General features: G+C 42.4%; 22 protein-coding genes. 8 read left to right on the top strand and 14 right to left on the bottom strand.

Annotated features, from left to right (window positions below; translation table 11 throughout):
* Positions 1 to 278 precede the first annotated feature (278 nt).
* The 12 genes from V7L29_RS08555 to V7L29_RS08500 form a co-directional block, all read right to left on the bottom strand.
* On the bottom strand, positions 279 to 683 hold the full coding sequence (locus tag V7L29_RS08555) for a response regulator (RefSeq protein ID WP_334693531.1): 405 nt from the start codon (positions 681 to 683) through the stop codon (positions 279 to 281).
* 782 nt (positions 684 to 1,465) lie between these two features.
* Positions 1,466 to 3,088, bottom strand: a complete 1,623-nt coding sequence (gene guaA, locus V7L29_RS08550) for a glutamine-hydrolyzing GMP synthase (protein WP_334735156.1) — start codon at positions 3,086 to 3,088, stop codon at positions 1,466 to 1,468.
* A 226-nt stretch (positions 3,089 to 3,314) separates the two neighbouring features.
* Positions 3,315 to 4,430 carry a cobalt-precorrin-5B (C(1))-methyltransferase CbiD gene (gene cbiD / locus V7L29_RS08545; RefSeq protein ID WP_334735155.1) on the bottom strand — a complete coding sequence of 372 codons (1,116 nt, stop codon included), beginning with the start codon at positions 4,428 to 4,430 and terminating at the stop codon, positions 3,315 to 3,317.
* A gap of 179 nt (positions 4,431 to 4,609) precedes the next feature.
* On the bottom strand, positions 4,610 to 4,960 hold the full coding sequence (locus tag V7L29_RS08540; RefSeq protein WP_334735154.1) for a DUF5615 family PIN-like protein: 351 nt from the start codon (positions 4,958 to 4,960) through the stop codon (positions 4,610 to 4,612).
* A complete protein-coding gene (locus V7L29_RS08535) occupies positions 4,954 to 5,292 on the bottom strand; it encodes a DUF433 domain-containing protein (protein ID WP_334735153.1) in 339 nt (112 codons plus the stop codon). The genes V7L29_RS08540 and V7L29_RS08535 overlap by 7 nt, the downstream gene beginning before the upstream one ends.
* Positions 5,249 to 5,869 carry a DUF3825 domain-containing protein gene (locus V7L29_RS08530; RefSeq protein WP_334735152.1) on the bottom strand — a complete coding sequence of 207 codons (621 nt, stop codon included), beginning with the start codon at positions 5,867 to 5,869 and terminating at the stop codon, positions 5,249 to 5,251. Before V7L29_RS08530 ends, V7L29_RS08535 begins: the two co-directional genes overlap by 44 nt.
* Positions 5,870 to 6,025: 156 nt before the next feature.
* Positions 6,026 to 6,250 carry a DUF433 domain-containing protein gene (locus tag V7L29_RS08525; RefSeq protein WP_334735151.1) on the bottom strand — a complete coding sequence of 75 codons (225 nt, stop codon included), beginning with the start codon at positions 6,248 to 6,250 and terminating at the stop codon, positions 6,026 to 6,028.
* Between the two features lie 35 nt (positions 6,251 to 6,285).
* Positions 6,286 to 6,537, bottom strand: a complete 252-nt coding sequence (locus V7L29_RS08520) for a DUF6887 family protein (protein ID WP_334735150.1) — start codon at positions 6,535 to 6,537, stop codon at positions 6,286 to 6,288.
* Positions 6,524 to 6,712: a DUF6888 family protein gene (locus tag V7L29_RS08515; protein WP_334735149.1), complete on the bottom strand. Its 189-nt coding sequence runs from the start codon at positions 6,710 to 6,712 to the stop codon at positions 6,524 to 6,526. The genes V7L29_RS08520 and V7L29_RS08515 overlap by 14 nt, the downstream gene beginning before the upstream one ends.
* Before the next feature lie 38 nt (positions 6,713 to 6,750).
* Positions 6,751 to 7,047, bottom strand: a complete 297-nt coding sequence (locus V7L29_RS08510; protein WP_334693522.1) for a DUF7734 family protein — start codon at positions 7,045 to 7,047, stop codon at positions 6,751 to 6,753.
* Positions 7,048 to 7,083: 36 nt separating this feature from the next.
* A complete protein-coding gene (locus V7L29_RS08505; RefSeq protein ID WP_334735148.1) occupies positions 7,084 to 7,680 on the bottom strand; it encodes a DUF3177 family protein in 597 nt (198 codons plus the stop codon).
* A gap of 460 nt (positions 7,681 to 8,140) precedes the next feature.
* Positions 8,141 to 8,386 (bottom strand): Calvin cycle protein CP12, encoded by a 246-nt coding sequence (locus V7L29_RS08500; RefSeq protein WP_334693520.1) that lies wholly within the window; start codon positions 8,384 to 8,386, stop codon positions 8,141 to 8,143.
* A 374-nt stretch (positions 8,387 to 8,760) separates the two neighbouring features.
* Here V7L29_RS08500 and V7L29_RS08495 point away from each other — a divergent pair, with 374 nt between their 5' ends.
* The 7 genes from V7L29_RS08495 to V7L29_RS08465 all read left to right on the top strand — a co-directional run bounded on the left by V7L29_RS08495 (position 8,761) and on the right by V7L29_RS08465 (position 17,686).
* Positions 8,761 to 9,996 carry an FIST signal transduction protein gene (locus V7L29_RS08495; protein ID WP_334693577.1) on the top strand — a complete coding sequence of 412 codons (1,236 nt, stop codon included), beginning with the start codon at positions 8,761 to 8,763 and terminating at the stop codon, positions 9,994 to 9,996.
* Positions 9,997 to 10,557: 561 nt separating this feature from the next.
* Positions 10,558 to 11,118, top strand: a complete 561-nt coding sequence (locus V7L29_RS08490) for a hypothetical protein (protein ID WP_334735147.1) — start codon at positions 10,558 to 10,560, stop codon at positions 11,116 to 11,118.
* A gap of 488 nt (positions 11,119 to 11,606) precedes the next feature.
* Complete coding sequence (gene kdpA / locus V7L29_RS08485) at positions 11,607 to 13,352, top strand: potassium-transporting ATPase subunit KdpA (protein WP_334735146.1); 1,746 nt, start codon at positions 11,607 to 11,609, stop codon at positions 13,350 to 13,352.
* Between the two features lie 241 nt (positions 13,353 to 13,593).
* The gene (gene kdpB, locus V7L29_RS08480) at positions 13,594 to 15,735 is read left to right on the top strand and encodes a potassium-transporting ATPase subunit KdpB (protein ID WP_334735145.1); all 2,142 of its coding nucleotides are present in this window, start codon (positions 13,594 to 13,596) and stop codon (positions 15,733 to 15,735) included.
* A 6-nt stretch (positions 15,736 to 15,741) separates the two neighbouring features.
* Positions 15,742 to 16,011, top strand: coding sequence for a potassium-transporting ATPase subunit F (locus V7L29_RS08475; protein WP_334693516.1), 270 nt, complete (start codon positions 15,742 to 15,744; stop codon positions 16,009 to 16,011).
* The gene (gene kdpC, locus V7L29_RS08470; RefSeq protein WP_334735144.1) at positions 16,011 to 16,649 is read left to right on the top strand and encodes a K(+)-transporting ATPase subunit C; all 639 of its coding nucleotides are present in this window, start codon (positions 16,011 to 16,013) and stop codon (positions 16,647 to 16,649) included. Before V7L29_RS08475 ends, kdpC begins: the two co-directional genes overlap by 1 nt.
* 638 nt (positions 16,650 to 17,287) lie before the next feature.
* Complete coding sequence (locus V7L29_RS08465) at positions 17,288 to 17,686, top strand: hypothetical protein (RefSeq protein WP_334735143.1); 399 nt, start codon at positions 17,288 to 17,290, stop codon at positions 17,684 to 17,686.
* Positions 17,687 to 18,010: 324 nt separating this feature from the next.
* On the opposite strand, the gene V7L29_RS08460 is transcribed toward V7L29_RS08465, so the two are convergent.
* Together V7L29_RS08460 and V7L29_RS08455 are read right to left on the bottom strand one after the other, a co-directional pair.
* On the bottom strand, positions 18,011 to 20,230 hold the full coding sequence (locus V7L29_RS08460) for a peptidase domain-containing ABC transporter (protein WP_334735142.1): 2,220 nt from the start codon (positions 20,228 to 20,230) through the stop codon (positions 18,011 to 18,013).
* Between the two features lie 185 nt (positions 20,231 to 20,415).
* Positions 20,416 to 20,763 carry a hypothetical protein gene (locus V7L29_RS08455; protein ID WP_334693512.1) on the bottom strand — a complete coding sequence of 116 codons (348 nt, stop codon included), beginning with the start codon at positions 20,761 to 20,763 and terminating at the stop codon, positions 20,416 to 20,418.
* Between the two features lie 791 nt (positions 20,764 to 21,554).
* Between V7L29_RS08455 and V7L29_RS08450 the strand changes: the two genes are divergently transcribed.
* Positions 21,555 to 23,336, top strand: a complete 1,782-nt coding sequence (locus V7L29_RS08450; protein ID WP_334735141.1) for an iron uptake porin — start codon at positions 21,555 to 21,557, stop codon at positions 23,334 to 23,336.
* Positions 23,337 to 23,463 lie beyond the last annotated feature (127 nt).

Below are 23,463 nucleotides of genomic sequence, written 5' to 3'. Positions count from 1 at the left end.
TCTGCTGTAAGTCTGAGCAAATTAGCTTTGAAACTGGAGTTAAATAGTTTAAGCAATTCCAAATCACGCCTTGTTCAAATGTAAAGCAACGCTTTTTAGAGATGAAACAGTTCTGCCCTAAAAAACTTGTTATTACCAACATTTTTTTCACAAATTAACACATCACTAAAAGTGATGTTGTAGCACCTTGATTTCTTCGTTTAAAAAATTTGATTAGGAACATAACAAAAGATTAGGGAAATAATAAATAATCACCGACAAATGACTAAATATTTGTGTTAACTCTTACAAGAAGCAACCAAATTTGCGACAATCGCAACTAGTTCTCCTGGATCAACTGGTTTAGCCACATGAGTCTGAAAGCCTGCTTCCAGGGCACGGCTACGATACTCACTATCGCCATAGGCAGTTAAGGCGATAGCGGGAAGTTTTCCATAAATATCAGGGTTCAGCGCCCGGATCTTGCGGATGAGGGTGTAGCCATCTTCACCAGGCATAGCAATATCACAAATCAAGACATCTGGTTGCAACTCAGGTAGTACTTTCAATGCTACCTCTGCCGATGCAACTGCCATGACGGTGGCTCCATCAGCTTCCAACACGGTAGTAATGTAAAAGCGGCTATCGTCATCATCATCAACTACAAGGATGTTTAAGCCAGCAAGGGGGAGAGGAGGTTCCATAACATCTGCATTAATGTTAATCAAATGAAAGTTGTTTATAAATCAGCTGCTTGTTTTTTTTATTAGTGACCATACCATTGGTAATTTTACTGCGATCGCGCCTATTTTCCTAGACAACAACTCAATTCGTCCAGCCACCATCTAATTGATAGTTAATTATTCGCTAGCATTTATAATTACTGACTGGATAAAATTATGTTGATGTTTAAATTCCTTGACATTTAAAAAATTCACTTTAACGAATACTTGGAGTTCAAGAATAATCTTGCTAATTACTGACTGCTTTATTACTAACAAATTTGGATTTTGATGGAAACTTTTAAAATCAATACGTTTGGGTTAAGATTTGATCCTCCCTAACCCTCCTTATAAAGAGGAAATTAGAGCAAGCCTTAAAAAGAGGAGCCACTGCGGTCTTCTGCCTACAGCCCTTCTCAAGACAGGAGACGCTGATTCGCGTTCAGGCATCCTACGGCAGGCGCTAGCCTCTCACGAATGGTAGAAGGGTAGACACTTGCTCTTAGTAAACCGAAAGTCAAAAAAACAGACAATGCCGAGGCTTGAAACAAGTCAGGTTGGCATTGCCATCAAAGCCGGAGACTCCAAAGCTCAAGTCAGGAGTCAGGAATCAGAAGTAATCTAGGCTTTATACCTGGCTGTTGAGTTGAAAAGGTATACCTGATTAAAAAAGCAACTTGCTGTATGTGAATCTAAACTACTGCAAGGGATCTGAACCATAGCAAAGAGTGATAAGCTTTTAGTTAAGTCAACTCAAAACTTGATTACTCCCATTCAATGGTTCCAGGCGGCTTAGAGGTGATGTCATAAACCACCCGATTCACCCCTTTCACCTCATTCACAATCCGAGTGGAAATCACTTCCAGGACATCGTAAGGCACTCTCGCCCAATCAGCAGTCATGCCATCTTCACTGGTCACAATCCGCAAAACAATCGGGTAAGCGTAAGTACGTTGATCCCCCATAACGCCAACACTACGAATTGGCAGCAATACTGCAAATGCTTGCCAGAAATCATGATAGATGCCGCGTTGGTTAATTTCTTGCCTTACAATCAAATCGGCATCACGCAAAATGTTTAACCGCTCAGATGTGACTTCCCCCAGGATGCGAATTGCCAAACCAGGCCCAGGAAAAGGTTGCCGTTGGACAATTTCTTCTGGTAAACCAATGGAACGCCCAACTTTGCGGACTTCATCTTTAAATAGTTTCCGCAGTGGTTCCACCAATTTAAATCTTAGGTCTTTGGGCAAACCGCCAACATTGTGATGACTCTTAATTTTTACCGCAACCCGCTCACCAGTTTGGGGATCAACGTTGGTGTCAGCAGATTCGATGACATCTGGATAAAGAGTCCCTTGAGCCAGATAGTCAAAGTGACCGAGGCGCTTGGATGTTTCCTCAAAGACGCTGATAAATTCGTGTCCGATGCGGCGGCGTTTTTCTTCAGGATCTGTGATATTGGCAACCTTAGCTAAAAAGCGATCGCGAGCATTAACATACTCTACAGGAATATGAAACTGCTCTTGAAACAGCTTTACCAATCGCTCTGGCTCATACTTTCGCATAAAACCTTGATCGATAAACACGCAAATCAGTTGGTCACCAATCGCTTTATACAGCAAGAAGGCCAGGGTAGAAGAATCCACTCCCCCAGATAGCGCCAACAGCACCCGCTTTTCACCAACTCTGGCGCGAATTTCCCGAATTGCCTCTTCGACAAAAGCCGCTGTTGTCCAAGTCGGTTCGCAATCGCAGATATGGTAGACAAAATTACGGATTAATGCTAAACCGCCAACAGAATGCACCACCTCTGGATGAAATTGAACACCGTAAAGTTTCCTTTCATGGTCGGCAATCGCAGCACAGGGGGTATTTTCTGTATGTGCTAGCAATTCAAACCCTGATGGCATTTGGGTAACTGAGTCTCCATGACTCATCCACATGGTAGTCCCATCTTCAACATTAGTGAGCAAATCTGTGGGATCATCAATATATAATGACGCTTTGCCGTATTCACCTCGATCAGCTTTTGCCACTTCTCCACCGAGTTGGTTGACCATCAGCTGCATCCCATAGCAAACACCCAAGATGGGTATTCCCAAATTCCAGATTTCTGAGTCACAATGGGGAGCATTATCACCATAAACCGAACTTGGCCCACCGGAGAGGATGATTCCCTTAGGATTAAGTTGGCGCAAATGTGCAGAAGTAGTGCGATAGGACAAAACTTCCGAGTATACTTGAGTTTCGCGGATGCGACGGGCAATCAGCTCAGAATATTGAGAGCCGAAGTCCAGAATTACAATCAATTGGCGATCAAGCCGCCCAAAATTTTCCAATATTTGGGGCGCTAGTTCTGTTGGTAGAGTTACCGCTGTATTCATGACCGGAGTTATATCTGTTAAGGATAAATAGATGCTTTGTGGTCTATGGTGATGCTATTATTCAGCCTGGGCAGGCTGATAATGGTATAGAGAGCCTTTACAAACGCAACTTTATGTGCGTTTGTCTAGTCCCTGAGTCGGATATGCTATCAAAACGATAAACTTACCCTAGAGTGGTTACTTAAAAGATTATTTATTTGGATTGTTTACGATTATTCATAATAAATTAACATAATTTTCCCATCAACAGACCAGCAGTTTTACTCTTCACGATAATTTTGCGATCGCGATCAAAGAGGATAGAGCCACAGACTGTAACTGCTGTGCGCCTTTCGCTATGGCTTTGAATGTAATCTTGAGAACGAACATCGATGGTTTCGGCGATCGCAGTGTAAACTTGATTTACCCAATCACTGCCTGTGGAAGCATCTAGCAATCTGAGGTATTTTAGTGCTGCTTCCGCAGTCGCACTGTTAAACACAGCTTGGATATCTGGCGATTTTAAACCTGCGATCGCACAGTGCGTTGCTAAAATTTCCCGGCGTCCATCAGCTAAGTAGTGATGGGTGTGAAAAATTCCCCCAGCCAGTTTCATCAGCTTACCGTGATAGCCAAATAATAAGATTTCTTTTACACCCAGAACATCAGCTTCTACCAACATTGGGCCAAGCCAGTTAGCAGTTTTGACCAATTGCTCAGGATTAATCCCTAGTTTACGCGCCAAATCTAGGCCATTCTCCCCGATACAGAATACTAAACTCTCAAAACGACTGGCTTTATTTTGTAATTCCGCCCGAAAAACTGCAAGCTGATCTGGTGTACTCAAAGGTTGAGAAATGCCGGTTGTACCTAAAAGGGAAAGTCCTTCAACCACACCAAAGGCAGAATTTGAAGTCCGAACAGCAAGCGATCGCCCTTCGGGTAGAATAATTGTCACCGTGATTTTTTCCCCAGGTGCTAGCATCCGTTGCAAGTTTTCTTTTAAGAGCCTTTGAGCATAGGCATAAATAGCAGGCTTGTCACCAGCATTCATCTGCCTGCCAATTCCTTCCCCTCCTTTAATAGTTATTGCTTCCTGTGCTTCCCCTCCCCATTCCACCAATGTCCAAATTGGTGTATTTTTAGTCAAATCGAGATTATCACCAGGATCGCTGCGAGCGATCGCTAAAGCTGTATTCTCAGATAGTCCTGCTACCTGTTCAATGGGGATTTCTGCGATTTGAGCGGGTTCAATCAAATCTACAGATGCTAAAGTTAGGGGTTGGCGATCGCGTAACCAATGTAAAGCTGCAACAGCAGCAGCGCACGCAAAGACGGGAAGTGTGTATCCAGTACGGGACATTTTTTAAATTTAAAAGTCAAAAGAATTCTTCAAAATTGTTCTCGTAGCGTCTGGTAGAGAAGACAGTTTCAGATAGCTTGGTTTCTTCAGGATAACGGCTAAGATGATCGGTAGCAGATATTCTTTGCATCCACACCAACGGCTTTTAGCTGCTCGCTTCATCGCTTTGTTAGACCGTTTTACCAGGGTAGATACTGAACTTGACCTTCTAGTTCTCCCTCCTGGCTACACTCTATAAGTACAAGAATATCTTCAATGACCCGCCCGACCGATGCATCTAAGCTGACTTCGATAACTCCCGGCATGGTCTGACCTTGCCTAACTCGATCGTATGCATAGCGAGTAATTGTAGAAACGTCATGGGTAAGCAGGATACGTCCTTCTTGGGCTGCCCAATCCAGGATAGTTGGATCATCTTTGCCTGATAACCTAACATCTTGTACACGAACGATGTCGATTTCTGGGGTACGGCGGAACAATCCTCTAACAACCGTATTATCGAAATTTTCATCAGCAAGGAGTTTTAACATGCTTCCTGTGCTGTTTTGCGGGCAAGCAAGCGATCGCGTAAGCCTTGTGGGTCAAAATTCGCTTGATTTATTACCCGAATCTCTTGTGATTGCTGCCGTCGCTGTTGCAAGTAGGCTTCTACTTCCGGTTGATGATTGAGGTAGAAGGCGATCGTAGCGTAAACGTCAGCCAAATTGAGCGACGGATAGCGATAAACAATTTCCTCTGCTGTAGCGCCTTGCTTAAAGACAGCAACTACAGTGTCCAATGTGACACGGGTTTTACCTACGAGAACTACACCATCCTCATTAGATTTTAGAGGAGCAGGTTCGGCAATAATCGATAGTGTCATGAACGCCTTCCAATTCATTGCTTTGATAGTACTGCAAGTTGCGATTGATAGACCATTGTATAGATCCTGCAATAGCGCACATCTGAGCAACCCTGGGTGTATCAGCAAGAAAGGGAATGCGATCTGGATGATCAGTAAGAATATGATCATGCATCATCACAATTTCTGCGCCTGGTTTGATGATCAAAGGTTCTGGAATTTCAGGGGAAACTGGCAATTCTGGCGCAGAAATTTGAGAACCAGCAGTCACTAAATACCAGGGTGTTTGGTTGACTCTACTATTTTGCTCAAAAATTAAATAAATCGGAGTGCCGTACCTTGTTTGTAAATGACCTGCCGTTACATATAGTTGATTAGCACTATGAGTGAAATTACCTTGTTCGATACTCCAGGGAACGTGAACCGCAAGGTAAGACTCCAACACAAAATTCTTATTGCCCCAAGTCTCGTTAAGCGCGCTGGCTGCTATGTTCTCAAACAACTCATCACGAATGAATGCAAAACGTTTAAAGCGCGGAACTACCTTGTTAGTGTATGGATCGCCCAGTTGTGCCACTAGTGTATCACGCTCAAACATTGACACTATACCCAACTAATTAATGTAGAGAAGACTTAACCGAAACCACTTTAACCGATAATTTCGGAGGCATAGCTAGTGATTATACGGGAGTTTTTCATATAATCTAAATACTCCAAATTAAATATTTATATAGATTTTTTCTATATAACACTTTCACAGGGATACCACAAATAACTTCTTCTCACGATCAGCAGCAAAAGCTAGACACGCTTTGATGTGTTCTGAAGTTAATTCCGAAAAATCCTCTAAGATTTCTGCTTCAGTCATTCCGCCTGCAAGATACTCCAAAATATCATAAACAGTGATTCGCATTCCCCGGATACAGGGTTTTCCACTGCGTTTTCCAGGATCAATCGTAATAATGTCGTGGTAATTCATAAAAAAGTAGATAACCTTTCTGTGGCTCTCAAAGATCACTCTTGATCAGTCGGCTTCAACGCAGTGTTAGACTGCTGACTACTGCTTCTTGCTGCTTCTAGCTTTTGGCGAATCGCTGCTTGAACCTTCTGATCAAAATCGGGATCATTGGGGCTTGCAACAATCCTACGCGGACGCTGATTAATCCTGTCCAGGTATGCTTGAAAAGCAGCTTGATCTCCACGATGCTTGAGAAAATACTGTTTCAATTCAATATCAGACATTGAATCGTAATTAATTCGGCTCATCAAACAACTCTCCGTTGGGTAAAATTTGGAATTCAATCTCTTCGTCATACCCAGCAAAAATGTATACATTACGAGTCCGATTATCAACGCAAATAAGGTATATAACCTGAAGCATGATATACGTCAGTTGATAGCTAATACGATACAAACTTGCTACTTGAGCAACAGTAGGCATTTTAGTTAATTACACCAAGATTACGAATTAGTAATTAGTCAAACACCTACTTCTAATAATAGAGCTTTCATAGCTTCCCAAGAGAGTCCTTGTTGAATATAACGGGGTACTTCAGGATTGTAAGGACTGGCTACTCGGTCAATGTTGAGGATCTTTGCCCCATCTGGTAGAACTGGTACATCTGGATCAAATGCCGTTGGACGCATCAAAGAACTGGAAAAGCCTTTGAAAATAGCAATTGTATCTTGTTCATTAGCAATTTCCACCGTTACAAGTAAGACTTCTTGAGGGCGTTTTGCGGTGTATTGTTCCAGCCGCTTACCAATGAAATTCATTTTTTTAATAGTAGGGGTACGTTGGCGCAGCGATGGTTACTGTGGTGTGGCCGAGCGTCCCTGCTTGCCCAGCTTAATCAGAACAAAATAGCTTAAGTAAAGCACATAAATTACTAAACTAATTATGCCAAGAAAACCTAAAAATTCAGCCTTGCTATTAGCATGGAAATATTCTTTGAATAGCAACGGAGCCTCGAACCAGACGCGACAATAGGGAGTTTTAAGCATATTGCCAGAAAAAGCACAACCCAAAAAAGGGATAAAGGCTAGTGTACCCAAAATACAATAAACAGTTGTAGCCCAGCGCCAAGAGGTAAAAATAAATTTCAAAGAGCCACTGGTTTGATACTCAATTTCATCGTTGAGATCCACCCAGAACCACAGCGAAATCGGGATCAAAATCCGAGCCATCAATCCAGAGATAAAGCTAACTGGATACTGAGCAATCATTAAGTAAATCGTGATTGCCACTAGGCTTGATACTCGCCAGTATATAGTCAATAAGCGTTGTATGCTTTCTGCTTTTTGCACAAATGCCCAAATCAAAAGAATTAGCGGAATAATTACCAAAAATAATACTGCTAGTCGGTAATCAATCCAGACGAAAGGGCGAAACCGAATATTATAGTCCATAGTTTTCTCAAACAATAGATAAAAAAAATTCAGAAGTCAAGAGTCAAAATTAATCAAGTGGGGTTTTATACCACTACCTGATTGTAGACCGCTTAATAAGGCAGGGGTATTAAACCCTTTTATTCAGGAGTCAATCGGACTCCAATTCATGCTGAATTCAGGAGTCAGAATTCAGCATGAATTCTTCTTGATAATAGTTTAATCAAAGCATAAAGCTCAGTAGTTAGCCTCAAGACTGCGCTCTAACTTCTTTCTGTAAGCAAGTGGCTCCCCAATACGGTTCGGTTACCTTGTTTATCGAGCGAAGATCCCCCAACTCCCTTTTTTAGGGGGGCTATTTTCTTCCTTTACCCCTAAAAAAGGGGAACGCGGCAAGTTGCCGCTTCCCCCACTCTTTGCGTCTTTTTTGGTCAATCCTGGTTGCTGACCAAAGAAATAGAAAATTGACTTGCCTCAATTTCTAGTCGTCGTAAACCCTGCATTCAATTGCATCTGGGTTGTCATCACAATACTGTTCTAGAGAGTTTTTTGGCTTGCTTTGGCGCTTGTGGGAAGCTTCGGCTTGCAATTCCTCTACTGCATCCCAAGCAGCAGCACACTCTGGTGAGTTGCTACCGTTAGTATCACAGACAGTACGCGCTTGTTCCACTTCTTCTTGGATTTTTTCTTGGATGCCGCTCTTTGCTGTTTCTTGGATGTTGGTCATTGCTTTAGTCTCGTTGTGTGTTGTTAATACTAGTATAGAAAAAGTACAGAAATGGCAGTTTTTGGCTTGATTACTAACCATTCTAACCATTTAGCTGCTCATCAGTTAGTGTTTTTGCCTATTGATTTATAACCAATACAGCAAATTACCGCATCTATAATGCATTTACCTTTATTTTTTAAGATTTTGTGGAATCAGTACTAGGGATAAATAATCATACAATATATTTAGATGCAATATATTAGGGAATGACAACCCCAGCTTCTTGGGATGAAGGAGACGAAGGGCTGGCGTCAATTCTTGTAGGATGCAATTCTTCCCAAAATAAAAAATCAAAACCTATTAGCCTAAAAAGAGAAAAAAGCTCAAAACTCATGGCAGACCAAATGCAGTGGGCAAACGCCCTATCAACCCGTCATTCTTTGGAAGCCGCTATTACAGATGTGGTGGAACGAGCTGTCTCATCGTTAACAGCACCTGCGGATCTAGGACTGGTATTCATTTCGTCTGCTTTTACAAGTGAGTATTCCCGACTGTTACCCTTGTTAGCTGAGAAACTTTCTGTGCCAGTGCTAATTGGCTGTAGTGGTGGAGGTGTGATTGGGACAACAGTTAGCGGAGAAACCCAAGAACTGGAAGCTGAACCAGCTATCAGCTTGACTTTAGCGCACCTTCCAGGAGTGAAGATTCAAGTCTTTCATATTGTTGCTGAAGAATTACCTGACTTAGACAGTTCACCAGATGCTTGGCTTGATTTGATCGGTGTGCCACCATCACCGACACCCCAGTTCATCTTGCTGTCTAGTTCCTTCGCGTCTGGAATCAACGATTTGTTGCAGGGGCTGGATTTTGCTTATCCAGGATCGGTGATAGTGGGGGGACAGGCTAGTGGTGGGGGTATAAGTGGTCGTGTTGCCCTATTTTGTAACGATGCTAGCGGTGAGGAACACCAAAGCCTGTATCGTGAGGGCACTATTGGTATAGCTTTGACTGGTAATATTGTTTTGGAAACGATTGTAGCCCAAGGATGCCGACCGATTGGCAAACCATTGCAAGTCACAAAAGCTGATCGCAATATTATTTTGGAGTTAGATGAGAAAGTACCTCTGATGGTGTTGCGAGATTTGATTGCCAGTCTCAGTGAACAAGAACGGATTTTAGCACAGCACTCTCTGTTTGTTGGTGTGGCAATGGATGAATTTAAGATGGCTTTACAGCAAGGAGACTTTTTAATTCGTAGTATTCTTGGGGTCGATCCAACAGCTGGGGCGATCGCAATTGGCGATCGTGTCCGTCCTGGTCAAAGGCTGCAATTCCACCTACGTGATGCCCAAGCCTCCGCTGAAGACCTAGAATTACTCCTACAAAGTTATCAACACCAACGAGAATCTGAACCCTCTGCTGTAGCTGCCTTGATGTTTTCTTGTCTGGGGCGAGGTGAAGGACTGTATGGTAAACCCAATTTCGATTCTGAACTATTTCGACACTACCTTAAAGATATTCCTGTAGGCGGCTTTTTCTGTGGCGGTGAAATCGGTCCTGTTGGTGGCAGAACTTTCTTACACGCCTACACTTCAGCATTTGGAATTTGTCGCCAAAATCAGTTATGAACAGGACTTACACAAAAATAACGTAATTTCGTCATTACGAGCTATAGCGAAGTAATCTCCCCTGACGCTCTTATTGCTTCCTTACACTCCGTTTCGGTCGCAATAACAATATCGGCGTTGCGTAAGTCCTAATGAATTATAAATTAGATTCCTGAACGGCAGTTACTTTCATAGCGGGTTCTCCAAAGGAGTACAAGTGGGGCTTATTGACTATCTAGCGTTTGTCCTGATATATACACCTTTGTTCCCTTCTTCATGAAAATTTATCAAATATGTTGTTCATATATGAATATTATTTAATAGTCAATACTGTCACTTAATTGCGATCGCCATCAAATATGACAGCTTTAGCGCCGAGCTAATCGATAGTTTTTCCAAGCTTGATTGGCGATTGCAACTTAATAGAAATCGTGTTATTTGAAATTATAAAAGGGCTAGTTTTTGCCTGGGAATTGACTAGAATTTTTCAGACCAAGCACATCCCATTTATTGTTTGATTTGAACCCCATTCCTTAATATTGTTTCAACTTTCTCTACTAAGGTGTTACAGGAGGTTTTGTGATGAAAAAAAACAGAGCTATTGCCAGTTTTATGATTAGCAGTCTGTTGGCACTGACCATTCCGGTCTTCATAAATCCGCACAAGGCAGATGCTAAGGATTATTCGGAAAACCTATGTCGCCTAACGGTCGTTGGCACATACCTTGCGACACTTACCCAAACAAATTCTACTTCTAGTCAACCCTCGTCATACCGCGAAATTGCAACTTTTACCGCAGATGGTAATCTTATTGCCAATGACTCTAATGCTAATGGTGTTCCGGGTTCATCCAACCCAGATGACCAACCCTTTGGTTCTTCACAAGGTAGCTGGAAGTGTACTGGAAATAACGAGATTGTTGCCAAGACACTTAATTTCAGTTTCCCGTCAGGGTCATTACCAGGCAATATTGCGGTTACTGAATATCATTTGAGGTTCAATCCACAAACTTTCACAGTGAATGGAACCTACAAGTATAGTTACTATGATTTAAATAAAAGTCCACTGGATCAAAAGACTAAACCGCTTCCCTATGGAGTTTTTGAATACAGGTTTCAAGGGGTGAAACTTAAGGCTGACTAATCCTTTTTTAGTTTGTTGAAATTTGGCATTTTCTATTAAAAGATTGGAGGAGGTGAACGTCGGTCACTTCCTCCACTTTAGTAAGAACATTCTGAGTATTTTAACTGATTGACAAAAGACGTTTTATTTTATTTTACAAATTTACTACAACTGCCTTTGTCGGCTTGGCTTGTGAGATGTTCCCATTTGAGCGCAAAATAGCTGTTTGTTTAGCATTTAGCTGTTCTTCTATATTTGCAGATATATATCGATATAAACGCTCGGAAAAATTGTATATATAGACAAATATATTCCTTGTATAGGTTAGTTTAAATATTAATTTATACCTTGTGTTCTTTAACAAAAAGCTCCATGATTGATTGAGGAAGCACATAGTTATAGGTTAGTTAACAATAATGCCGATAGACTTCATTATGTTTTCTGATTTATGGCAAGAAAATATCTAATATTAATCTGAAAATTATTCATGTCGGAGTTCGACTAATCCAATGCTAGAAGGATGGATTCAAATTGTATTAACGCTACTAATTGTAGTGGCGCTTACTCCCTTTTTTGGGCGCTACATGGCGCGTGTCTACCTAGAGCAAAGTACTTTTCTCGACCCAATTTTGAATCCGGTTGAGCGAGTGCTTTATTCCTTGGTTGGCGTTAAAACCAAAGAAAACATGACAGGCTGGCAGTATGGGCGGGCAATCCTGTATAGCAATGTAGCAATGGGATTGCTGATTTTCTTGATCATCATGAATCAAGGATGGTTACCCTTCAACCCTACGGGGATAAATGCCCCAACTTGGGACACAACACTGCATACTACCATTTCCTTTATTACTAATACCAACCAGCAGCACTATTCTGGTGAAACCTACATGAGCTATGGCAGCCAAATGTGGGGACTTGGTTATCACATGTTCACTTCTGCTGCGACTGGTTTGGCGGTAGGAATTGCTTTTATTCGGGGATTGACAGGTAGACCATTGGGCAACTTTTATGTAGACATAATTCGCTCGATTACCCGAATTTTGCTGCCTATTTGTATTGTGGGCGCGATCGCCTTAATGGCAGCTGGCGTTCCAGAAACCCTGGCGGGTGCAGTTGTATTCCCTACCTTGGAAGATCCGAATATTAGTCAGGCGATCGCTCGTGGCCCGGTTGCTCATTTTGAAATTATCAAGCAATTAGGGGAAAACGGCGGCGGCTTTTTCGCCATCAACTCGGCACACCCTTTTGAAAATCCCAACGGATTTACTAACTTAATTCAGGTTGTGGCAATGCTTTCGATTCCCACTGCCCTAATCTACACCTATGGTTTGTTTGCCAACAACACTAAGCAAGCCTGGTTAGTCTACGGGATGGTTGGGATTATCTATGTAGTATTTATTATTGTCACCGCCATTGGTGAATACAACGGCAATCCGGCTGTGAATGCACTGCTGGGTAGTCAGCAACCGAATTTAGAGGGTAAAGAAGTCCGGTTTGGTTGGGCGCAATCTGTGTTATTTGCAGTAAGTACAACTGGCACCATGTGCGGCGCAGTCAACAGTTTGCACGACTCCTTCATGCCCAACGGCGGTTTTATTACCCTTTCCAATATGTTCCTGCAAATTATCTGGGGTGGACAGGGTACAGGAACTGCTTACCTGTTTGCTTACCTAATTCTGGCTGTGTTCGCTACAGGGTTAATGGTGGGACGCACACCAGAATTTCTCGGACGCAAGATTGAGAAGCGCGAGGTTGTACTTGCTAGTTTCCTGATTCTGCTAGTTCACCCGATCGCGATTATGATTCCCGCAGGTATCGCCCTAGCATTTCCTGACCAACTATCAGGAATTAGTAATCCGGGATTTCACGGCTTTGCTCAGGTGATTTATGAATATGCCTCCGCTGCTGCTAACAACGGTTCTGGGTTTGAAGGTTTAAGCGATTCACAACCTTCACCATTAGCGATCGCTACAGGCGCAAAAACCACTGCAACTGCCCTCTGGTGGAATCTAAGCACCTGCTTTAGTTTACTGGCTGGACGCTATATTCCAATTTTGGGTTTGCTATTTTTGGCAGATAGTATATCTCGTAAACAAGCTGTTCCCTTCACAACTGGTACATTGCGAACTGATACCGGACTATTTACAGGTGTTACCGCAGGCGTAATTTTAATCTTGGGCGCACTTACATTCTTCCCAGTATTAGCATTCGGCCCCATCGGTGAAGCCTTTTTTATCGCTAAAGGTATCGGCTAGGGATTGGGGATTGGGGAGTAGGGGGCAGGGAGCAAGGGGAGCAGGGGAAGCAGGGGGAGCAGGGGAAGTGAGAAGTTAAATATTAGCTTAAAAACTCATTTATCCACCTCAAAGACTCATTCATCCACCTCAGATACTCGTTCATCCACCTCAGATACTTATTCATCCACCTCAGATACTTATTCATCCACCTCAGATACTCATTCATTCACTTCAGATACTCATGCCCAAGATTTAATCTATGCCAACTACTACTGATTCTCCTTCGTCCCGTATTCCATCTGGAACTCGTGACTCGCGCAAGCACACTCCCAAGACAGATATGCAGGGGCTTTACCAGAGAGCAATTCGTGAGTCATTTGTCAAGCTCGATCCTCGAATTACTGTCAAAAACCCAGTTATGTTTGTTGTTTGGGTGGGGACAATTGTCACGTTCCTTGTTACCCTTAACCCAAATCTGTTTGGCACAATCCAGGCAGATGTCAACCAACAACACCTGTTAAACGGGTTGATTACCTTTATTCTCTTTTTCACACTTATTTTTGCCAACTTTGCCGAAGCCGTAGCTGAAGGACGCGGTAAAGCACAGGCTGATTCACTGCGATCAACGCGATCGGATACAATCGCTAACAAGATCCTCCCTGATGGTTCGATAGTAAAAGTCAATTCCACAGAACTGCGACGGGGCGATTTGGTAAAAGTGGTTGCAAATAATATGATTCCCGCCGACGGGGATGTAATTAAAGGCATTGGCTCGGTGGATGAGTCTGCAATTACTGGAGAATCTGCCCCGGTATTGAAGCAACCAGGTACAGATATTGCCAGTTCGGTAACAGGCGGTACACGCCTACTCTCCGACGAGTTGACAATTCGCATTAGTGCTGATCCTGGTCAAGGCTTTATTGATCGCATGATTGCCCTGGTAGAAGGGGCAGAACGCAGCAAGACTCCCAACGAGATTGCTTTGACGGTATTGTTGGCAGTGTTAACGCAAGTATTCCTGATTGTGGTGGCAACTATGCCTCCATTTGTTGGCTACATCGCCAGCTTTATTAGCACGGCCTTTGGGACTGAGGCGGGAAATAGTTTGCGGGCGGGTGCTAGCGTTGCTATTCTCATCTCGCTGCTGGTAGCTTTAATTCCCACAACTATCGGTGGTTTGCTCAGTGCGATCGGTATTGCAGGGATGGATAGAGTTGCCCAGTTTAACGTCATTGCTACCTCTGGTCGAGCAGTAGAAGCCTGTGGTGACATCAACACCTTGGTGCTGGATAAGACAGGTACAATCACCTTGGGTAATCGCATGGCTGATGAGTTTATTCCCCTGGATAATCACTCAATAGAAGATGTAGCGCAAGTCTCCCTGGCTGCTAGCTTGTTTGACGATACGCCAGAAGGCAAGTCAATTGTAGTTTTAGCAGAAAAGTCCCAGGCTGCGGTAGACTTTAACATTGACAAAGCCGAAGGTGTGGAGTTTTCCGCAAAAACCCGGATGAGTGGTACGAATTTAGCCGATGGCAAACAAATTCGTAAAGGAGCGGTGGATGCGATTATAGGATTTGTCCGTTCCCGTGGTGGCTACGTTCCCGATGATGTAGACGCAGCTTATGAGCGAGTTTCCCGGTTAGGCGGTACGCCCTTAGCTGTCTGCGAAGATGACAAAATTTATGGTGTCATCTACCTCAAAGATATTGTGAAACCTGGTCTGCGGGAACGATTTGACCAACTCCGCCGCATGGGTGTTAAGACTATCATGCTCACAGGTGACAATCGAATTACCGCTTCGGTAATTGCCGAAGAGGCTGGGGTTGATGATTTTATTGCCGAAGCGACTCCAGAAGACAAAATTGAGGTGATTCGCTCGGAACAATCTGAGGGTAAACTGGTGGCAATGACCGGAGATGGTACGAACGATGCACCTGCTCTCGCTCAAGCAAACGTGGGTGTGGCAATGAACTCTGGGACGCAAGCTGCCAAAGAAGCTGCTAACATGGTGGACTTAGACTCTGACCCCACCAAGCTAATTGACTTAGTAACCATAGGTAAACAGTTGCTGATTACTCGTGGAGCATTGACAACATTCTCGATCGCTAATGATATTGCTAAATATTTTGCGATTATTCCGACTATCTTTGCAGCTGCTGGCATCGGCGCACTTAATATTATGGGATTAAAGAGTGCCCAATCGGCGATCGTCTCGGCGCTGATTTACAATGCCTTGATTATTCCAGCACTAATTCCGCTAGCACTCAAAGGGGTGAAATTCTTACCTTTAACAGCAGATCAACTTTTACGCCGCAACATCTTCATCTTTGGCTTTGGTGGCATCATTGCTCCCTTCATTGCCATCAAACTGATAGATATTATCTTACCTTTGTCTTAATTTACTATGAAACCCGTTCATATCCGACGCACTATTCCTATATCCCAAGTATTAGAAGAAATAACTGAAATCTGGTGTCAATGGCGTAGACAAAAGCTACCACTGTATTTATTCTTAGCGATGTGCTTCAACCTAGTGGTTGCGCCTATGGTTTATGCCGCTACTGGTGAACAACTTTCCCGCAGTCAATCTTGGGGATTGGGATTGTTAGGACTGACGACGCTAGGGCTTTCCATCTATCTATTTTTTGTCATGTTTGTACCGGAGAAATTCTAATGAGTTTTGCACGCGAAGCTAGCAGAGCTGTTCGTTCTACCTTAGTACTTTGGGTTATTGGAGCGATTATTTATCCTTTTGCAATGATTGCCATTGGGCAGATTGTGTTTCCCTTTCAAGCAAACGGTAGTCTACTGAAAAATAGCACAGATCAAGTTGTCGGTTCTGCTTTGATTGGTCAACCTTTTAGTAGCGATCGCTATTTTAACAGCCGTCCCAGTACCACCAGCTACAGCACAGCTGACCCCAAAAAGGACGATGCGGGAGTTTTGAAAACTGGGGTTTCTGGTGCTAGTAACTTGGCTCCCACTAATCCCGCATTACTAGAACGGATTAAAGGTAAAGATGACCCAGAAGAGAGCAAAAAGGTTGAAGGTGACTTCAATCGTTTGAAAACAGCAGGTGTACAGCCGACTGGCGATTTAGTTTACACCTCTGGTTCCAGCCTTGACCCCCATATTACCCCGGAAGCTGCGATCGCACAAATTGCACGAGTAGCCAAGGCGCGAGGATTTCAGCCGAACCAACTAGAAGCTTTGATTTCTCAAAACACTGATCGTCGCTTTCTCGGCATCTTTGGCGAGCCTGGAATTAATGTTTTGAAGTTGAATTTAGCTCTGGATAAAATCAAGGGATAAAGGCATGGAAAGTAGCTAAAAGAGCTATTTCTTATCGAATTTAATTTCAAACTTTAAATCTCCGATTTCTTAAAAAAGTCGGAGATATTATTGTTTATGAATAATTAATAAGGGCTATATAACAATCCTAAATGAGTTGTGAAAAATAGTTTTTTAATCGAACCACAGAGACGCAGAGAACACGGAGAGATCAGAAATATAAATTTTCACAAATGATTTAATCAGGCAGGCATAATTAAATGTAATAGGTCATTGCGTTCGCGTAGCGTCTCGTAGAGAGAAGGAACGACGTTCGCGCAGCGTCTTGTAGAGAAGGACACATAGACGCAACAGCGGCTTCCCGCAGGGTAGGAATAAGAGTTTCAGAGAGTTATTGCATAAGTCATGCTTAGGACTGCTATCCAAAATATATCTCTAAATATATGCCGTTTTAACTACTCAATAAACATCTCTTTTATTCATTCCAGTATATATCATCTAGTTTCAAAATATATCAAAGATAAATTAAATTTTCTATAAAATATTGCACAATATTATTAGAGTTAAAGAGAAATATTTTGTGTTTAAAAACAAAAGAGCTTTCAAACCTAGCTTATTTAGTGTTTTAATCCAATCAAATAGTATTTAAGGCTTTGAATATGCATACTTCGGAGCTTTTGAGACTTTATTTCTTCGCCCAAAAAAGTGTTAATCAGTTCAGCTTGATTGAAGCTAAACCGACTGGAGCAACACATCATGACACAAAACTACAGAACGGAGATATTCCATTTGTAGCAGTGTTTTTGGCTCACCTTTGTTTTATGATTGTTTTTGGAATTGTCGTTTATATTGTTTCATACGTTTGCAAAGCAGTAGAAGATCCCCCAGAAAATGCGGCACAAGATAAAGACGAAATAGTAAGCATCAAACATTTACAGCAACATCCCTGTAAAAACTGCCGATTTTTTAACAACAACCATTATCTAAACTGTGCAGTACACCCTGCCACTGCTCTAACTATACAAGCACTCAATTGCTCTGATTACAAACCTAAATAGGTGAGTTTCTTTTCTCGCCACGCTTATGGCGATCGCTGTGACTGGAATTGCTAAACTGAGAATGCCAAAGGTAGTCCAACGACTAACTAGTGGTAAAAATTCGTTTGTTTGAATTGGGGTTACAAAATTTGTGTTGCTAACCATAGTTTAGTGCAATACGCTTGGGTTAAGCATTTCTTTCTTCTCTTTGCGTCCTTTGCGTCCTTGGCGGTAGCCTGCGGCAAGCCGCTCCGCGTCTACGTTAAAAAAATTGACTTTGGCAAAGAGTTTTAGCCTTAACTGAACTGTATTGTAGTTTAGTGCAGTATTAAATAAAAATACGATTTAATTAATGGCAGTAGGCTTGCCGTTAAGGTAGGAGGCAGAAGCTGCGATCGCTAAATCATTTTTCGATGGAAGAATATCATCTAAGAAATTTAAATGGTCGCCTTTAATTTGACGCAACTCTTCTGGTGTACCTTGAATTTGTAAGCGTCCTTGTTCGAGTAGTACAATCCAATCTGCTCGCTGGATGACTTTTGGCCGGTGACTAATCATAATAGTGGTCTTACCCTGGCGATGGTAAAGCAATTGATCTAATATTTCTGCTTCGCTTACCGAGTCGAGGGCACTTGTAGATTCGTCTAAAATCAGAATCGGGGGTTGAGTAACTATTGCCCTAGCGATGGCTAACCTTTGCCGCTGTCCCCCAGAAAGATTCGCACCAAATTCTCCTAAAACAGTTTGATATTTATCAGGTAGTTTGGTGATAAACTCATCTGCACCGGCAATTTGACAAGCTTCTACAATCCTTTCAAAACTCATGTCAGGATAGCTGAAACGAAAATTATCGATAATTGAACGACTCCAAAAATGTGGTTCTTGGGGAATTAACACCACCTGTTGTCGCAGACATTCTAAAGACAAGTCTTGCTGGTTGTAAATACCATAGCGAATATTACCCGACTGGATTTTGTATAAACCAGTAATTAATTTAGCTAGACTACTCTTCCCGCACCCAGATTTACCAATTAAAGCAATTACTTGACTGCCGGGAATAGTTAGGGAAAAATCTGACAACAGATCAACTCTACCTGCGTGGTGAAAGTTGAGTTGAGTACAGGTAATATCTGCATCCCCAGGAATTTGTGCCCAAGGCTTTTTAAAATCATTTTCATCTTCTGGAGTAGAATCAATGACTTCTGTTAAGCGTTGAATGACTATTTGAGCGGTAATAAATTCATCAACTAAGCCAATGGCAGAACTCAGAAAGCCGAGAAAGTTACCACTCATGCCGTTATACGCAATCAATTGCCCGATACTTAAAGTCTGATTAATTACTAAGCTGCTACCTATCCAGAGAATGCCAATATTTATGAAAGTAGAAAGAACACCGACGAGGGTGCTGCTGTAAATTTCTAATTTCATCGTACTCCAACCCAAGTTAGCAAGCCGACCGTAATTTCTTTGGTACTCTTCCCAAGCTTGGGGTGTGGCTTGGGTAGTTTTTAACACTTGGACACCACGAAAGGTTTCTACGAGAAAGCCTTGGTTTTCTGTACCCGAAACAATCATATTGCGGGTTTTATGGCGGATAGCTGGTAAAAACAGCAGACTAACAGCCGTAATCACCAAAAAAGCGGCGATGGAAGCTAAAGTCAGTTGCCAACTGTAGAACAGCATCAAAGCTAAGGAAACTATAGCAATAAAAAATTGGCTGGGTAAACCGAGGACAATTCGAGAAACTAGATTATTGATGGCGTGAACATCAGAAATTCGGCTAACAACTTCCCCACTGCGTCGTGCTTCAAAGTAGGAGAGAGGCAAATGTAGGAGTTTGCGTCCATATTCCAGAATTAGCCCTAATTGTAATCTTTGACCAAAGTGACCAATTAGATGAGATTGCACTAAGCCAATCAGATTTCTAATCAGGTTCATAGCTATCACCCCGATTGCTACAGTCGTTAGCAGTTGGGTATCTCCCCGCACTAACACATCATCCGTCAGCAGCTGCATCATAAACGGAGTAGCCAAAGAAAGGATTCCAATCGCGATGTTGATCGCGATCGCTTGGGCAATAATAAAACGATAGGGGTAAATTCTTTGGATATAACGCCCAATACCACCGATTTTATCAGACTCTTGGTGATAAAAGCGACTGTCATCAGGAGCCAGAAGTAACATCACACCATTACCCCAACCCGCCATTAATTCTTCACGGGTGAGATAGCGGATGCCAAGACCAGGGTCGGCAATTACGTATTTTTTCCCTTTTTGTCCGTATAACACTACCCAATGGTTACCTTTCCAGTGAATGATTGCTGGTAGGCATATTTGGTGCAATTGGTCGATGAGTTGGGGAGTAGCTTTGACTTGGCGGGCATTAAATCCCAGTGTTTCCGCTCCCCGCTTCAAGCCCAATAAGGACGTGCCTCGCGCACCGGTACTTACTGCTTCGCGGACGCGGTTGAGGGTAAAGGTGCGTCCGTAATGTTTAGCGATTGTGGCAATGCAAGCAGCGCCACAGTCTTCTTCACTGTGTTGAAGAACAATCTGGTATTTCATTTTCAAGTACAATTATTGGGGAGAAAATAAAGTCGGGTCAAATGACCCGACTTTATTGAGCATTTGGTTTGTCAGATCAGACTTTTATTAACAGCTTGGCTGACACGCTAAAAAGTCATTGCTCTTGGCTTATAACCCATTTGCAGTATGTTTGAGATATTTAAAACACTAAATATGCTTTAAATTTACCCTACGCTATAGAGATCTATATCGTATGGATTGCCAGTAGTTTTTTTGTTGTCTTTAAATTCATATTTTTTGCCATCGGCCAAATTATATGATTTGTACTGCACATACTTGTCTCTACTGTCAGTGTCAAATTTAATTATTCCTCCTTTGGATGTAGTCCATACCAGTCCTTGACCTGGTTTTTCTACCTTTGATAATTTACCATCTACAAAGTAGCTAATATCATATTTTGTTTTGTTCGTAACGGTAAATACCTCGTATCCGCCAGTAATTGTTTCACCAGCTTGTTCGTCAAGTTCTTCGACCAAACCCAAGCCTTGTAAGATGTTTTGATTATTTGACATGATTTTTCTCCTTGATCTAAATTGAGTTAATGCAGAGGTATTTGGTTGAAGAAGAATTCACAATTGCGAATTTAGAATCAATTAGTGGGTGATTCAGACCCGCCACTAATTTTTTTGCAGCAAATCTCTGATTTTGTGTGGGTCTTAAACCCGTTTATTCATCCGTCAGTCGCACAGAATTCAATTGGATAATTCTGACGACTGACTCCTGAATTCTTTTTTTGATAAATCTTGCCTAACCTCATTCGTAGATTGTTGAGATACAGCAGAATTCAGCATTAGCAAGTAAAACAACCTTTGAGACTTACAGCGTATTGCAGGTAAATGAAGTACACGGGTAGGGGCACAGCCATGTTCCCTACGATAATCTGTACCTCATTTTGGCGTAGCCCAAGGTAGAGAAGTTGCAATCTGCTGTAGGTTGTGTTCTTCACCAATTTGAATTCATTTGTATTATTTAGTATTTCATGAAATTCATTGGAAGATTATTAAAAATAATTAACAGTTAAATCATTGAGAGCTAAGTAGCCTTATTTTATTACTCTCACCAGAGAATATTCAAAACCTTGTTTCTCCGTGCTTGGTTGCAAACAAAGATTTTTTAGCTTTGCTTGTAAAGCAAGGCTTGGAAAAATATTCAAGGTCAGCATCTTATTTTTCTCTCGTCAGAGATATAAAATAGCGTTAAGTTACTGGAATCTGATAAGATTTCCAACAAGTACAATAACTGCTTGTTCTCTTTTTCTTGAAGCCACTGATTTCGGGTCTTTTTTGGGAAAGGAAAATAAAAAATGTCTCATCTATTGTGGAAAACTCTGGTACTAAGTCCAGTAGTTTTGGGAGTGACGGTGTTGGTTAGTGCCAGGGCTATGGCTTCTATAGTACCAGGCTCTTATGCAGATATAAAGGCAAAAGTTACTCAGACAGAAGCACCAATAGCTTCTGCTGCTTCAATATTCATTCAAACAGAGCAACCAAAAGTTAATCAGCAGTTGGTTGCCCAAAAGACTGATGATAATCAGGTTTTAGAAGAGGTTAATCGCTACAGCAGCGAAGGCAAAAACCAGAATTCACTGTCTCAAGTTACATCAGTTTCTCAGTTTTCTGATGTACAGCCGACTGACTGGGCGTTCCAAGCTTTGCAATCCCTGGTTGAACGCTACGGTTGTATTGCTGGATACCCCAATAGCACTTACCGTGGCAACCGGGCATTGACCCGTTATGAATTTGCCGCAGGTTTAAATGCTTGTTTAGATCGAGTTAATGAACTGATTGCGACAGCAACTGGTGACTTGGTGTCAAAACAAGATTTGACGACCCTCCAGCGTTTGCAAGAAGAATTCTCGGCAGAACTAGCAACTCTGCGTGGTCGAGTAGATGCTGTAGAAGCACGGACTGCTGAATTGGAAGCAAATCAGTTTTCCACTACCACAAAATTGGTGGGTGAAGGTATTTTTGCCGTTACTGATATTTTTGGCGGTAACACTGGCGATGCTAACAATACTGTCTTCCAGGATAGGGTACGTTTAGACTTACAAACTAGTTTCACTGGTAAAGACATTTTACACACCCGTCTTGCAGCCGGGAATGCAACAGCCTTTTCAATAAGAGATAACGCAAATGGGGTTATCGATACTGCTGAAGGCACACAAACTTTTCAAATCGGGAGCACTAGTAACAACGGTGTGATTATAGACTGGCTTGCGTATTACGTACCCATAGGCCCAGTCCAAGTTTACTTTGCGGGCACCGGAGGTATTCATAGCGATTATGTTGCCACTAACAACCCTTACTTTGAGGACTATGATGGCGGTAATGGTGCCTTATCTACCTTTGCTAGTGAAAGTGCCATCTATCGCATTGGTGGAGGTGCAGGTGCAGCACTGACTTTAGCCTTTGGTAGCGGTGGTAGCTTTTTTAAACCAAGTTCACTGACTATAGGCTACTTGGCATCAAATCCTAATAATCCTGGACTAAATCAAGGTTTGTTGGATGGTAACTATGCAGCTCTTGGACAGTTGAACTTTAGTGTTGGCGATCGCTTGGCTATAGCTGCTACCTACGTTCACGGTTATCACGGTGCAGGTGGTAATTTATTTGATCTAGGTGGTGGTTTAGGTAGTCCTAACCGCGTCGTAGGCACTGCTCAAGCTAACACTCTAAGTGCCCTAAACGCATCTTCCAGTAATTCCTATGGTGTGTCGGCAGCCTTCAGACCCAGCGACAAACTGTCAATTAGTGGCTTCTTTTCTTACCACGATGTCACAGGCTTTGGTGTTGGTGATGATTTTCAAGCTTGGAGCTACGGTCTTGGGGTAGCCTTGCCTGACTTCGGTAAAAAGGGTAATGTATTGGGTATTTTTGCTGGTGCAGAACCCTATGCCCGTAACCGAGGAGGAGTTTTTGCTGGTACTGGTAATGATATACCTTATCACTTTGAAGGCTTTTACAAGTATCGCGTGTCAGATAACGTCTCAATCACCCCTGGTGTGATCTGGTTGACCTCTCCTGGTCAAAACAGCGATAACGACGATGCGTTTGTCGGTACGCTGAGAACAACTTTCACCTTTTAATGTATCAAATATTTTTTTACCCCACCCTAACCCTCTTTCAAGGGTAGGGAATTAAAAATCAGGCAGTAGAAAGGGTGATTTGAAAGACATTCATTTGAGGAGTGAAGTTAGGCCACTGCTCAGGAAA

Origin of the sequence: Nostoc sp. (genome assembly GCF_036916575.1) — a bacterium.
Classification (GTDB): domain Bacteria; phylum Cyanobacteriota; class Cyanobacteriia; order Cyanobacteriales; family Nostocaceae; genus Nostoc.
Note: the sequence above shows the minus strand (reverse complement) of the source record. Positions and strands in the feature narration are given on the sequence as shown.

What these genes read in the sequence shown, in the direction of transcription:
- V7L29_RS08530 (WP_334735152.1), bottom strand. Translation starts at nt 5,869, where the DNA reads ATGTTTGAGCGTGATACACTAGTGGCACAACTGGGCGATCCATACACT.
- guaA (WP_334735156.1), bottom strand. Translation starts at nt 3,088, where the DNA reads ATGAATACAGCGGTAACTCTACCAACAGAACTAGCGCCCCAAATATTG.
- V7L29_RS08475 (WP_334693516.1), top strand. Translation starts at nt 15,742, where the DNA reads ATGAAACCCGTTCATATCCGACGCACTATTCCTATATCCCAAGTATTA.
- V7L29_RS08465 (WP_334735143.1), top strand. Translation starts at nt 17,288, where the DNA reads ATGCATACTTCGGAGCTTTTGAGACTTTATTTCTTCGCCCAAAAAAGT.
- V7L29_RS08555 (WP_334693531.1), bottom strand. Translation starts at nt 683, where the DNA reads ATGGAACCTCCTCTCCCCCTTGCTGGCTTAAACATCCTTGTAGTTGAT.
- kdpA (WP_334735146.1), top strand. Translation starts at nt 11,607, where the DNA reads ATGCTAGAAGGATGGATTCAAATTGTATTAACGCTACTAATTGTAGTG.
- V7L29_RS08515 (WP_334735149.1), bottom strand. Translation starts at nt 6,712, where the DNA reads ATGCCTACTGTTGCTCAAGTAGCAAGTTTGTATCGTATTAGCTATCAA.
- V7L29_RS08505 (WP_334735148.1), bottom strand. Translation starts at nt 7,680, where the DNA reads ATGGACTATAATATTCGGTTTCGCCCTTTCGTCTGGATTGATTACCGA.
- V7L29_RS08450 (WP_334735141.1), top strand. Translation starts at nt 21,555, where the DNA reads ATGTCTCATCTATTGTGGAAAACTCTGGTACTAAGTCCAGTAGTTTTG.
- kdpB (WP_334735145.1), top strand. Translation starts at nt 13,594, where the DNA reads ATGCCAACTACTACTGATTCTCCTTCGTCCCGTATTCCATCTGGAACT.
- V7L29_RS08520 (WP_334735150.1), bottom strand. Translation starts at nt 6,537, where the DNA reads ATGAGCCGAATTAATTACGATTCAATGTCTGATATTGAATTGAAACAG.
- kdpC (WP_334735144.1), top strand. Translation starts at nt 16,011, where the DNA reads ATGAGTTTTGCACGCGAAGCTAGCAGAGCTGTTCGTTCTACCTTAGTA.
- V7L29_RS08495 (WP_334693577.1), top strand. Translation starts at nt 8,761, where the DNA reads ATGGCAGACCAAATGCAGTGGGCAAACGCCCTATCAACCCGTCATTCT.
- cbiD (WP_334735155.1), bottom strand. Translation starts at nt 4,430, where the DNA reads ATGTCCCGTACTGGATACACACTTCCCGTCTTTGCGTGCGCTGCTGCT.
- V7L29_RS08510 (WP_334693522.1), bottom strand. Translation starts at nt 7,047, where the DNA reads ATGAATTTCATTGGTAAGCGGCTGGAACAATACACCGCAAAACGCCCT.
- V7L29_RS08500 (WP_334693520.1), bottom strand. Translation starts at nt 8,386, where the DNA reads ATGACCAACATCCAAGAAACAGCAAAGAGCGGCATCCAAGAAAAAATC.
- V7L29_RS08460 (WP_334735142.1), bottom strand. Translation starts at nt 20,230, where the DNA reads ATGAAATACCAGATTGTTCTTCAACACAGTGAAGAAGACTGTGGCGCT.
- V7L29_RS08455 (WP_334693512.1), bottom strand. Translation starts at nt 20,763, where the DNA reads ATGTCAAATAATCAAAACATCTTACAAGGCTTGGGTTTGGTCGAAGAA.
- V7L29_RS08540 (WP_334735154.1), bottom strand. Translation starts at nt 4,960, where the DNA reads ATGTTAAAACTCCTTGCTGATGAAAATTTCGATAATACGGTTGTTAGA.
- V7L29_RS08535 (WP_334735153.1), bottom strand. Translation starts at nt 5,292, where the DNA reads ATGACACTATCGATTATTGCCGAACCTGCTCCTCTAAAATCTAATGAG.
- V7L29_RS08490 (WP_334735147.1), top strand. Translation starts at nt 10,558, where the DNA reads ATGAAAAAAAACAGAGCTATTGCCAGTTTTATGATTAGCAGTCTGTTG.
- V7L29_RS08525 (WP_334735151.1), bottom strand. Translation starts at nt 6,250, where the DNA reads ATGAATTACCACGACATTATTACGATTGATCCTGGAAAACGCAGTGGA.